General features: G+C 70.9%; 11 protein-coding genes. All 11 read left to right on the top strand.

The genetic code is table 11. The features are described 5' to 3' along the window. The first annotated feature begins 132 nt into the window (after nt 1-132). Genes AB0761_RS16945 through nuoK form a run of 11 tightly spaced genes read left to right on the top strand, consistent with a single transcriptional unit; the run spans nt 133 to nt 11145 of the window. On the top strand, nt 133-492 hold the full coding sequence (locus AB0761_RS16945; protein WP_055588767.1) for an NADH-quinone oxidoreductase subunit A: 360 nt from the start codon (nt 133-135) through the stop codon (nt 490-492). A gap of 15 nt (nt 493-507) precedes the next feature. After that, nucleotides 508-1062: an NADH-quinone oxidoreductase subunit B family protein gene (locus AB0761_RS16940; protein ID WP_055588768.1), complete on the top strand. Its 555-nt coding sequence runs from the start codon at nt 508-510 to the stop codon at nt 1060-1062. After that, a complete protein-coding gene (locus AB0761_RS16935) occupies nt 1059-1811 on the top strand; it encodes an NADH-quinone oxidoreductase subunit C (protein ID WP_377269874.1) in 753 nt (250 codons plus the stop codon). The genes AB0761_RS16940 and AB0761_RS16935 overlap by 4 nt, the downstream gene beginning before the upstream one ends. Continuing rightward, nucleotides 1811-3142, top strand: a complete 1332-nt coding sequence (locus AB0761_RS16930) for an NADH-quinone oxidoreductase subunit D (protein ID WP_377269873.1) — start codon at nt 1811-1813, stop codon at nt 3140-3142. The genes AB0761_RS16935 and AB0761_RS16930 overlap by 1 nt, the downstream gene beginning before the upstream one ends. Nucleotides 3143-3174: 32 nt before the next feature. Further along, entirely contained in the window at nt 3175-3996 is an 822-nt protein-coding gene (nuoE, locus tag AB0761_RS16925) for an NADH-quinone oxidoreductase subunit NuoE (RefSeq protein WP_377274156.1), read from the top strand. Continuing rightward, nucleotides 3996-5369 carry an NADH-quinone oxidoreductase subunit NuoF gene (gene nuoF, locus AB0761_RS16920; protein WP_377269871.1) on the top strand — a complete coding sequence of 458 codons (1374 nt, stop codon included), beginning with the start codon at nt 3996-3998 and terminating at the stop codon, nt 5367-5369. The genes nuoE and nuoF overlap by 1 nt, the downstream gene beginning before the upstream one ends. After that, nucleotides 5370-7958 (top strand): NADH-quinone oxidoreductase subunit G, encoded by a 2589-nt coding sequence (locus tag AB0761_RS16915; protein WP_377269870.1) that lies wholly within the window; start codon nt 5370-5372, stop codon nt 7956-7958. It abuts the gene before it with no gap. Continuing rightward, nucleotides 7955-9367, top strand: a complete 1413-nt coding sequence (nuoH, locus tag AB0761_RS16910; RefSeq protein ID WP_377269869.1) for an NADH-quinone oxidoreductase subunit NuoH — start codon at nt 7955-7957, stop codon at nt 9365-9367. Before AB0761_RS16915 ends, nuoH begins: the two co-directional genes overlap by 4 nt. A gap of 1 nt (nt 9368) precedes the next feature. Continuing rightward, entirely contained in the window at nt 9369-9935 is a 567-nt protein-coding gene (gene nuoI / locus AB0761_RS16905; RefSeq protein ID WP_377274154.1) for an NADH-quinone oxidoreductase subunit NuoI, read from the top strand. Further along, nucleotides 9932-10849 carry an NADH-quinone oxidoreductase subunit J gene (locus AB0761_RS16900; protein ID WP_377269867.1) on the top strand — a complete coding sequence of 306 codons (918 nt, stop codon included), beginning with the start codon at nt 9932-9934 and terminating at the stop codon, nt 10847-10849. The genes nuoI and AB0761_RS16900 overlap by 4 nt, the downstream gene beginning before the upstream one ends. Further along, on the top strand, nt 10846-11145 hold the full coding sequence (gene nuoK, locus AB0761_RS16895; protein WP_055588777.1) for an NADH-quinone oxidoreductase subunit NuoK: 300 nt from the start codon (nt 10846-10848) through the stop codon (nt 11143-11145). The genes AB0761_RS16900 and nuoK overlap by 4 nt, the downstream gene beginning before the upstream one ends. The last annotated feature ends 18 nt before the right edge of the window (nt 11146-11163 follow it).

Below are 11163 nucleotides of genomic sequence, written 5' to 3'. Positions count from 1 at the left end.
CAGATCACATGCGCACGGGCATAGGATGCAGCCGAATCGGGGTTTGTGAACTGCCTCACATGAGGTGATCACGGTCCCCGGCTGAGCGGTCCGAATGCAGTCAAGGACGACCTGCGGAGGGAGCGGGAGCGTATGAACGCTTACGCGCCGATCCTCGTACTCGGTGCCATCGCGGCGGCGTTCGCGGTGGGATCCATCGTGATGGCCTCACTCACCGGCCCCAAGCGCTACAACCGGGCCAAGCTCGAGGCCTACGAATGCGGCATCGAGCCGACCCCGCAGCCGGCCGGCGGCGGTCGGTTCCCGATCAAGTACTACCTGACGGCGATGCTCTTCATCGTCTTCGACATCGAGATCGTCTTCCTCTACCCGTGGGCGGTCAGCTTCGACGCCCTGGGGATCTTCGGGCTGGTCGAGATGCTGCTCTTCATCGCCACCGTCTTCGTCGCCTACGCCTATGTGTGGCGGCGCGGCGGCCTCGAGTGGGACTAGCTGAGAGGCAATCGGATGGGTATCGAGGAGAAACTGCCGAGCGGCTTCCTGCTCACCAGTGTCGAGACCGCGGCAGGGTGGGTGCGCAAGTCGTCGCTCTTCCCCGCCACCTTCGGACTGGCCTGCTGCGCCATCGAGATGATGACCACGGGTGCGGGCCGGTACGACCTGGCGCGGTTCGGCATGGAGGTCTTCCGCGGCTCGCCGCGGCAGGCGGACCTGATGATCGTCGCCGGGCGGGTGAGCCAGAAGATGGCTCCGGTGCTGCGCCAGGTCTACGACCAGATGGCCAACCCCAAGTGGGTCATCTCCATGGGCGTCTGCGCCTCGTCGGGCGGCATGTTCAACAACTACGCGATCGTCCAGGGTGTCGACCACATCGTGCCGGTCGACATCTACCTGCCGGGCTGTCCGCCGCGGCCGGAGATGCTGATGGACGCGATCCTCAAGCTCCACGACAAGATCCAGCACGAGAAGCTGGGCGTGAACCGCCGCAGGGCGGAGGAGCAGGCCGAGGAAGAGGCGCTCAGGGCGGTCCCGACGATCGAGATGAAGGGGCTGCTGCGGTGAGCGGCGTCAACGGAGGCCACGGCACAAACGGTTCTCTTCCCGCGCCCCGGGGCGACAACGCCGCCGCCGGCCGGGAAGAGGTCATCGGCGTCCGCCACGGCATGTTCGGTACCAGGGGCACCGGTGACACCTCGGGCTTCGGCCGGCTGGTCGCCCCGGTGGTGCTGCCGGGCAGCAGCCCGCGTCCGTACGGCGGCTGGTTCGACGAGGTCGCCGACGAGCTGGAGGGCGCACTGGAGGAGCAGGCCGGGGCCGGCCGCGGCGCCGGTCCCGCCGAGGCGATCGAGAAGACCGTCGTCGAGCACGGCGAGCTGACCTTCCACATCCGCCGCGAGCACCTGCTCCAGGTCGCCCGCACCCTGCGGGACGACCCGGCGCTCCGCTTCGAGCTCTGCCTCGGCGTCAGCGGTGTCCACTACCCCGGTGACCAAGGCCGGGAGCTGCACGCGGTCTACCCGCTGCGCTCCCTCACCCACGGCCGGCTGATCCGGGTGGAGGTCTCCGCGCCGGACGCGGACCCGCACATCCCCTCGACCGTCCCGGTCTACCCGACCAACGACTGGCACGAGCGCGAGGCCTACGACTTCTTCGGCATCGTCTTCGACGGCCACCCCGCCCTCACCCGGATCATGATGCCGGACGACTGGCTGGGCCACCCCCAGCGCAAGGACTACCCGCTCGGGGGCATCCCGGTCGAGTACAAGGGCGCCCAGATCCCGGCTCCCGACCAGCGGAGGGCGTACTCCTGATGACCGACATCTACGCAGAGGCAGGGGTCCGGGAGACCACCGAGGGACGGGTCTTCACCGTCACCGGCGGCGACTGGGACGAGATCGTGGCCGCGGCCGCCGGCAGGGCGGACGACGAGCGGATCATCGTCAACATGGGCCCCCAGCACCCCTCCACCCACGGGGTGCTCCGGCTGATCCTGGAGATCGACGGCGAGACCGTCACCGAGGCCCGCTGCGGCATCGGCTATCTGCACACCGGGATCGAGAAGAACCTCGAGTTCCGCAACTGGACCCAGGGCACCACCTTCGTCACGCGCATGGACTACCTGACGCCGCTCTTCAACGAGACGGCGTACTGCCTCGCGGTGGAGAAGCTGCTCGGGATCACCGACCAGATCCCGGACCGCGCCAGTGTGATCCGGGTGCTGATGATGGAGCTCAACCGGATCTCCTCGCACCTGGTCTGCCTGGCCACCGGCGGTATGGAGATCGGCTCCACCACGCTGATGATCTACGGCTTCCGTGACCGCGAGATCATCCTGGACATCTTCGAGCTGGTCACCGGCCTGCGGATGAACCACGCCTATGTCCGCCCCGGCGGCCTGGCCCAGGACCTCCCCTCCGGTGCCGTCGACCAGATCCGCGAGGGCATCAAGCTGCTGCGCTCCCGGATGCACGAGTACGACAAGCTCGCCACCGACAACCCGGTCTTCAAGGCCCGGCTGGTCGACGTCGGCCATCTGGACCTGGCCGGCTGTATGTCGCTGGGCGTCACCGGGCCGATCCTGCGCTCCACCGGCCTGCCGCACGACCTGCGCAAGTCCGACCCCTACTGCGGCTACGAGAACTACGACTTCGAGGTCGCCACCGCCGACACCTGCGACTCCTACGGCCGGTTCCTGATCCGGCTGGAGGAGATGAGGCAGTCGCTGCGGATCGTGGAGCAGTGCCTGGCCCGGCTGGAGCCCGGCCCGGTGATGGTCGCCGACAAGAAGATCGCCTGGCCCGCCCAGCTGGCCATCGGCCCGGACGGCATGGGCAACTCGCTGGACCACATCAGGAACATCATGGGCACCTCCATGGAGGCCCTGATCCACCACTTCAAGCTCGTGACCGAGGGCTTCCGCGTCCCGGCCGGGCAGGCGTACGCGGCCGTGGAGTCGCCCAAGGGCGAGCTCGGCGTGCACGCGGTGAGCGACGGCGGTACCAGGCCGTTCCGGGTTCACTTCCGGGACCCGTCGTTCACCAACCTGCAGTCCATGGCGGCGATGTGCGAGGGCGGCCAGGTCGCCGACGTCATCGTGGCCGTGGCCGGTATCGACCCGGTGATGGGAGGCGTGGACCGGTGACGACCCACGAGACCGAGCCCGTGGGACTGGGCATGCCGGCGCTGCCGGCGGCCGACTTCCCCGCGGAGGTGAGGGCGCGGCTGGAGGCCGACGCCAAGGAGCTGATCGGCCGCTACCCGGAGGCACGCTCGGCGCTGCTGCCGCTGCTGCACCTGGTGCAGGCCGAGGAGGGTTTTGTCAGCCGCACCGGCATCCGCTTCTGCGCCGAGCAGCTTGAGCTGACCACCGCCGAGGTCACCGCGGTCGCGACCTTCTACACCATGTACCGGCGCAAGCCGGCCGGGAAGTACCACGTCGGGGTGTGCACCAACACCCTGTGCGCGGTGCTCGGCGGCGACCAGATCTTCGCCGAGCTCAAGGAGCACCTCGGGATCGAGAACAACGAGACCACCGAGGACGGCGCCGTCTCCATCGAGCATATCGAGTGCAACGCGGCCTGCGACTACGCACCCGTGATGATGGTCAACTGGGAGTTCTTCGACAACCAGACGCCGGAGAGCGCCAAGCGGCTCGTGGACGACCTGAGGGCCGGTCACACCGTCCTCCCCACCCGGGGCGCTGCGCTCTGCACATTCAAGGAAACGGCCCGCATCCTCGCCGGGTTCCCGGACGAGCGGGCCGGTGCCCTCAACGCCTCCGGCGCGGGAGGCGCACCCTCCCTGGCCGGACTGAGACTGGCCCGCGGCGAGACCCTGCCGGGCACCGGCGGCGCCAAGGTGGTCGCGCCCCGCCACGAGGCGGCGGAGTCCACCGCCCCCGGCACCCCGTCCTCGCACGACGCCCCGCAGCAGACCTCACTGTCGGATTCCGCCCACCCGGCGGACCCCGCCGACCCGGAAGGGAGCGAGGGCTGATGACCGCCGAGCCGCCCGAGAAACTGCTCACCCCGGTGCTCTCCGCCACCTGGGACGAGCACCACCCCTGGACGCTGGACACCTACCGCAGCCGGGCCGACGGCTACCAGGGCCTGGCCGCCGCGCTGCGGATGCAGCCCGACGAGGTCATCGCCCTGGTGAAGGACTCCGGTCTGCGCGGCCGCGGCGGCGCCGGCTTCCCCACCGGTATGAAGTGGCAGTTCATCCCGCAGGGCGACGGCAAGCCGCACTACCTGGTGGTCAACGCCGACGAGTCGGAGCCGGGCACCTGCAAGGACATCCCGCTGCTGTTCGCCAACCCGCATGCGCTGATCGAGGGCATGGTGATCGCCTCCTACGCGATCCGCTGCAACCACGCCTTCATCTATCTGCGCGGCGAGGTGGTCCCGGTGCTGCGCCGGCTCCAGGCCGCGGTGGCCGAGGCGTATGCGGCGGGCCTGCTCGGCAGGGACATCCAGGGCTCCGGCTTCGACCTGGACATCACCGTGCACGCCGGTGCCGGCGCCTACATCTGCGGTGAGGAGACGGCGCTGCTGGACTCCCTGGAAGGCCGCCGCGGCCAGCCCAGGCTGCGGCCGCCGTTCCCCGCCATCGCCGGTCTCTACGCCTGCCCCACCGTGGTCAACAACGTGGAGTCCATCGCCTCGGTGCCGGCCATCCTGCACCGGGGCAAGGAGTGGTTCCGCTCCATGGGCAGCGAGAAGTCCCCGGGCTTCACCCTCTACTCGCTCTCCGGCCATGTCACCAACCCGGGCCAGTACGAGGCCCCCCTCGGGGTGACGCTTCGGCAGCTGCTGGAGATGAGCGGCGGCGTGCGCGAGGGCCACCGGCTGAAGTTCTGGACCCCGGGCGGCTCCTCCACACCGATGTTCACCGAGGAGCACCTGGACGTCGCACTGGACTACGAGGGCGTGGGCGCCGCCGGATCCATGCTGGGCACCAAGGCGCTCCAGGTCTTCGACGAGACCACCTGTGTGGTCCGCGCCGTCACCCGGTGGACCGAGTTCTACGCGCACGAGTCCTGCGGCAAGTGCACCCCCTGCCGTGAGGGCACCTACTGGCTGGTGCAGCTGATGCGCAGGATCGAGTCCGGGGAGGGCACCCAGGCCGACCTCGACAAGCTGCTGGACCTCTGCGACAACATCCTCGGCCGGGCCTTCTGCGCCCTGGGCGACGGTGCCACCAGCCCCATCACCTCATCGCTGCAGTTCTTCCGCGAGGAGTACGAGCAGCACATCGCCCAGCGCGGCTGCCCCTTCGACCCCGCGGCCTCCACCGTCTGGGGCGGCCGGGCCGCCGTCAACGGCAACGCCACCCGCCAGCCCGTCCAGGAGAAGGGGGTGCTCGCCTAAATGACCGTCACCACCGGCACACCTTCCGGGACGGCTGCGGCGCCGCCACCGGAAGACCTCGTCACCGTCACCATCGACGGCGTGGAGCTCCAGGTGCCCAAGGGCACCCTGGTGATCCGGGCCGCCGAGCTGATCGGCGTGCAGATCCCCCGGTTCTGCGACCACCCGCTGCTGGACCCCGCCGGCGCCTGCCGCCAGTGCATCGTGGATGTGGAGGGGCAGCGCAAGCCGCTGGCGTCCTGCACCACCACCTGCACCGACGGCATGGTCGTACGGACCCAGCGCACCTCGCCGGTCGCCGAGAAGGCGCAGCGGGGCGTGATGGAGCTGCTGCTCATCAACCACCCGCTGGACTGCCCGGTCTGCGACAAGGGCGGCGAGTGCCCGCTGCAGAACCAGGCGATGTCCACCGGACAGGCGGAGAGCCGCTTCGAGGGCCCCAAGCGGACCTTCCCCAAGCCGATCAACGTCTCCACCCAGGTGCTGCTGGACCGCGAGCGCTGCGTCTCCTGCGCCCGCTGCACCCGCTTCTCCGAGCAGATCGCCGGGGACCCCTTCATCGACCTGCTGGAGCGGGGCTCCCAGCAGCAGGTCGGCATCGGAGGCGGCGACGACTTCCGGTCGTACTTCTCCGGGAACACCATTCAGATCTGCCCGGTGGGCGCGCTGACCTCGGCCGCCTACCGGTTCCGCTCGCGGCCCTTCGACCTCACCTCCTCACCGGGCGTGTGCGAGCACTGCTCCTCCGGGTGCGCCATCCGCACCGACCACCGGCGCGGCAAGGTGCTGCGGCGGCTCGCCGGGGACGACCCGGAGGTCAACGAGGAGTGGAACTGCGACAAGGGCCGGTTCGCCTTCCGCTACGCGCAGCAGCGCGACCGGCTGACCACCCCGCTGGTCCGCGACCCCGGCACCGGCGAACTGGTCGCCGCCTCCTGGCCGGAGGCGCTCCAGCGGGCCGCCGAGGGGCTGGCGGCCGCCCACGGCCGGGCCGGTGTGCTGGTCGGCGGCCGGGCCACGGTCGAGGACGCCTATGCGTACGCCAAGTTCGCCCGGGTCGCCCTCGGCACCAATGACGTGGACTTCCGCGCCCGCCCGCACAGCGCCGAGGAGGCCGAGTTCCTGGCCGCCGCCGTCGCTGGGCGGGGGATCGACCTTGGGGGTACCCCCCACGCCGAAGGCACCGGGATCAGCTACCGCGATCTGGAGGCCGCACCGGCCGTCCTGCTCGCGGGCCTGGAGCCCGAGGAGGAGTCGCCGATCGTCTTCCTGCGGCTGCGCAAGGCCTCCCGCAAGGGCCTCAAGGTCTTCTCCGTCGCCAGCCACACCTCCCGCGGCCTGGCCAAGCTCCGCGGGGCGCTGCTGCCCGCCGCACCCGGCACCGAGGCCGAGTGGCTGGCCGCGCTCGGCGGTGACGAGCCGCTCGTCGAGGACGGCGGCCGGGCCGCCGACCTGCTGCGTACCGAGGGAGCGGTGATCCTGGTCGGCGAGCGGCTGGCCACCGTACCGGGTGCGCTCACCGCGGCCCTGCGCCTGGCGCACACCACCGGCGCCCGGCTCGCCTGGGTGCCCCGCAGGGCCGGCGAGCGCGGCGCCCTGGAGGCAGGAGCCCTCCCCGGGCTGCTGCCCGGCGGCCGTCCCGTCACCGACCCGCAGGCACGCAGCCAGACCGCCGCGGCCTGGGGCATCGGTGAGATCCCCGGCCGCTTCGGCCGGGACACCGGCCAGATGCTGGCCGCTGCCACGTCCGGGGAGCTGGGCGCGCTGCTGGTCGGCGGGGTGGAGACGGCGGACCTGCCGGACCCGGCCGCCGCCGAGGCGGCGCTGGACGCGGTGCCCTTCCTGGTCTCCCTGGAGCTGCGGCCCTCGGCCGTCACCGCCCGCGCCGATGTGGTGCTGCCGGTGGCCGCCGTCGCGGAGAAGGCCGGCACCTTCCTGGACTGGGAGGGCCGGGTACGGCTCTTCGAGGCCGCGCTCAAGCCCGACCAGCAGACCCAGCGGCACCTCTGGACCGACCTGCGGGTGCTGGCGATGCTCGCGGACGCCATGGCCGCGGTCACGGACTCCGGTCCCGGCCTGGGACTGCCCGACGTCACCGCGGCCCGCCGGGAGCTGGACGCCCTCGGCCCCTGGGCCGGGGAGCACACCGCCCTGCCCGCCGAGCACCCCGGTCCGGTCCCGCGCCCCGGCGCGGGCCAGGCGGTGCTGGGCGGCTGGCGGCAGCTGCTGGACAACGGAGTGCTCCAGCAGGGCGACGTACCGCTGGCGGGCACCCGCCACCCCGCGGTCGCCCGGCTGTCCCCCGCCACCGCCGCCGAGATCGGCGCGGTGGACGGCGCTCCGCTCACCGTCGGCGGCCCGGCGGGGTCGCTCACCCTGCCGCTGTCGGTCACCCGCGAGATGCCCGACCGCACCGTGTGGATCCCGCTGAACTCCACCGACGGCGGCGCCTACCGGGCGCTGGGCACCGGCACCGGCCGACTGGTCTCCGTCGCGCCCGCCCCGTCAGGGGACGCGGCCGGGGAGTCCGCAGCCCTGCCGGCCGCTGCGTCCGGCGCCGAGCCCGTCGGCGAGGAGGAGGACCGATGACCCCCACCACCACGACGGCCGTCTCCGGCCAGCTGAGCCTCTTCGGCACCGACCCCTGGTGGCTGGTGCTGCTCAAGGCGGTCTTCACCTTTGCCTTCCTCGTGGTCACGGTGCTGATCGCGATCGTCTGGGAGCGCAAGGTCGTCGCCTGGATGCAGCTGCGGATCGGCCCCAACCGGCACGGCCCCTGGGGCATGCTGCAATCGCTCGCCGACGGTGTGAAGCTGGCGCTCAAGGAGGACCTGGTCGTCACGGGCGCCGACAAGGTCGTCTATGTGCTGGCCCCGATCGTCTGCGTCATCCCGGCCTTCATGGCCTTCGCGGTGATCCCCTTCGGCCCGGCCGGCCATGAGGTCTCGATCTTCGGCACCCGGACCACCATGCAGCTCACCGACCTGCCGATCGGCCTGCTCTACATCCTGGCCACCGCCTCGGTGGGCATCTACGGGATCGTGCTGGCCGGCTGGTCCTCCGGGTCCACCTACCCGTTGCTCGGCGGACTGCGCTCGGCGGCGCAGATGATCTCCTACGAGATCGCGATGGGCCTCTCCTTCGCCGCGGTGTTCATCTACTCCAAGTCGATGTCCACCTCGGAGATCGTCGGTGCCCAGCACGACAAGTGGTTCGTCCTGCTGCTGCCGGTCTCCTTCCTGGTCTACATCGTGGCCATGGTCGGTGAGACCAACCGCGCCCCCTTTGACCTCCCCGAGGCCGAGGGCGAGCTGGTGGGCGGCTTCAACACCGAGTACTCCTCGCTGAAGTTCGCGATGTTCATGCTCGCCGAGTACGTCAACATGGTCACCGTCTCGGCGGTCGCCACCACCCTCTTCCTGGGCGGCTGGCGGGCACCCTGGCCGATCAGCACCTTCTGGGAGGGCGCCAACCACGGCTGGTGGCCGATCCTCTGGTTCGTCATCAAGGTGCAGCTGCTGCTCTTCTTCTTCATCTGGCTGCGCGGCACCCTGCCCCGGCTGCGCTACGACCAGTTCATGAAGCTGGGCTGGAAGGTCCTGATCCCGGTCTCGCTGGTCTGGCTGGTGCTGGTCGCCACCGTCCGGGCGCTGCGCAACGAGGGCTACGACTTCTCCAAGGTGGTCCTCTACGTGGGGGCGCCGGTGGTCGTGGTGCTGCTGCTCTCCCTGGTCTGGGACGTCTTCCGGCGCAAGGACAAGCCGGCCCTGCACCGGCCGCAGGAGGTCTTCGACCCGATGGCCGGCGGCTTCCCGGTGCCGCCGATGCCGGGCCAGCAGCTGCCGCCCGTGCCGCGCCGGCCCAGCCGCATCCCGGCCTCGCCGGCGCAGGTCGAGGCGCCAAAGCAGGACGGGGAGCCGGAGCAGGACGGGGAGCCCGCCGAACCCGCCGCCGTGGGTGGCGGCACCTCCAACCCGAAGGGAGCCGACGGTGCCTGACATGTTGGGCCCGGCCGCCGGATTCGGCGTGACCTTCAAGGCCATGTTCAAGAAGCGCCTCACCGAGCAGTACCCCGAGCAGAAGAAGGAGACCGCGCCCCGCTTCCACGGCCGCCACCAGCTCAACCGCCACCCCGACGGGCTGGAGAAGTGCATCGGCTGCGAGCTCTGCGCCTGGGCCTGCCCGGCCGACGCCATCTATGTGGAGGGCGCGGACAACACCGAGGAGGAGCGCTACTCCCCAGGTGAGCGGTACGGCCGCGTCTACCAGATCAACTACGCCCGCTGCATCCTCTGCGGTCTCTGCATCGAGGCCTGCCCCACCCGCGCGCTCACCATGACCAATGAGTACGAGCTCGCCGACAGCAGCCGCGCCGACCTGATCTTCACCAAGGAGCAGCTGCTGTCGGGGCTCACCGACGGCATGGTCCCCCCGCCGCACGCCATGTACCCGGGCACCGACGAGGGCGACTACTACCGGGGCCAGGTCACCGGCGCGGCCCCCGGCACCGAGACCCAGACCGCCCGCAGCAAGGGCGAGCAGCCGGAGGAGGCGACCCAGGGATGAGCCCCGTCCAGCTGGCGGCTGCCGCCGCCACCGGCACCACCTCCACCGGGGAGGCCGTGCAGTTCTGGGTGCTGGCCGTGATCGCCGTCGGTGGCGCACTGGGCACCGTCCTGATGAAGAAGGCCGTGCACAGCGCGCTCTGCCTGGCCGGCACCATGCTGGCGCTGGCGCTCTGCTACATGGCGCAGGGCGCGGTCTTCCTGGGCGTCGTCCAGATCGTGGTCTACACCGGCGCGATCATGATGCTGTTCCTCTTTGTGGTGATGCTGGTCGGCGTCACCTCCGAGGACTCCCTCAAGGAGACCCTCAAGGGCCAGCGCTGGGCGGCCGCCCTCTGCGGCCTCGGCTTCGGCGTCCTGCTGATCGCCGGGATCGCCAACGCCCATCTGCACACCTTCACCGGTCTCGGCGAGGCCAACTCGGGCGGCAACGTCCAGGGCCTGGCCCGGCTGATCTTCACCCGGTACGTCTGGGCCTTCGAGGTCACCGGCGCCCTGCTGATCACCGCCGCCATCGGCGCCATGGTGCTCACCCACCACGAGCGCACCGAGCAGCGCGCCACCCAGCGCGAGCTGGCCGGGCGCCGGGTCCGCGAGGGCGTCCAGGTTCCGCCGCTGCCCGCCCCCGGCGTCTACGCCCGGCACAACGCGGTGGACATCCCCGGCCTGCTGCCGGACGGCACCACCGCCGAGCTGACGGTCAACCCGACGCTGCGGGCCCGCGGGCAGATCCGCGACGTCAGCCACGACATGCTGCGCCGCATGGAGCAGCTGGAGTCCACCACCGCCGACTACCTCGGCCGAACCCTCCCGCCGCGCCGCACCGTGGAGAGCCCCCGGGCCCCGATCACGGCCGGGGCTGCGGACGAGGCGGCCGAGGCGGCCCGCACCGAGGAGGAGGCGGAGCAGCAGTGAATCCCGTCAACTACCTGTACCTCTCCGCGCTGCTCTTCACCATCGGCGCCTCCGGCGTGCTGATCAGGCGCAACGCAATCGTCCTCTTCATGTGCGTCGAGCTGATGCTGAACGCCGCCAACCTGGCGCTGGTCACCTTCTCCCGGCTGCACGGCAACCTCGACGGCCAGATCATCGCGTTCTTCACCATGGTGGTCGCCGCCGCCGAGGTCGTGGTCGGCCTGGCGATCATCGTCAGCATCTTCCGCACCCGGCACTCGGCGTCGGTCGACGACACCAACCTGATGAAGCTGTAGGCGGAGGCAGACGAACCC

Source organism: Peterkaempfera podocarpi, from assembly GCF_042466665.1.
Taxonomy (GTDB): Bacteria; Actinomycetota; Actinomycetes; order Streptomycetales; family Streptomycetaceae; genus Peterkaempfera; species Peterkaempfera podocarpi.
Note: the sequence above shows the minus strand (reverse complement) of the source record. Positions and strands in the feature narration are given on the sequence as shown.

What these genes read in the sequence shown, in the direction of transcription:
- AB0761_RS16945 (WP_055588767.1), top strand. Translation starts at nt 133, where the DNA reads ATGAACGCTTACGCGCCGATCCTCGTACTCGGTGCCATCGCGGCGGCG.
- AB0761_RS16940 (WP_055588768.1), top strand. Translation starts at nt 508, where the DNA reads ATGGGTATCGAGGAGAAACTGCCGAGCGGCTTCCTGCTCACCAGTGTC.
- AB0761_RS16930 (WP_377269873.1), top strand. Translation starts at nt 1,811, where the DNA reads ATGACCGACATCTACGCAGAGGCAGGGGTCCGGGAGACCACCGAGGGA.
- nuoE (WP_377274156.1), top strand. Translation starts at nt 3,175, where the DNA reads ATGCCGGCGCTGCCGGCGGCCGACTTCCCCGCGGAGGTGAGGGCGCGG.
- nuoF (WP_377269871.1), top strand. Translation starts at nt 3,996, where the DNA reads ATGACCGCCGAGCCGCCCGAGAAACTGCTCACCCCGGTGCTCTCCGCC.
- AB0761_RS16915 (WP_377269870.1), top strand. Translation starts at nt 5,370, where the DNA reads ATGACCGTCACCACCGGCACACCTTCCGGGACGGCTGCGGCGCCGCCA.
- nuoH (WP_377269869.1), top strand. Translation starts at nt 7,955, where the DNA reads ATGACCCCCACCACCACGACGGCCGTCTCCGGCCAGCTGAGCCTCTTC.
- nuoI (WP_377274154.1), top strand. Translation starts at nt 9,369, where the DNA reads ATGTTGGGCCCGGCCGCCGGATTCGGCGTGACCTTCAAGGCCATGTTC.
- AB0761_RS16900 (WP_377269867.1), top strand. Translation starts at nt 9,932, where the DNA reads ATGAGCCCCGTCCAGCTGGCGGCTGCCGCCGCCACCGGCACCACCTCC.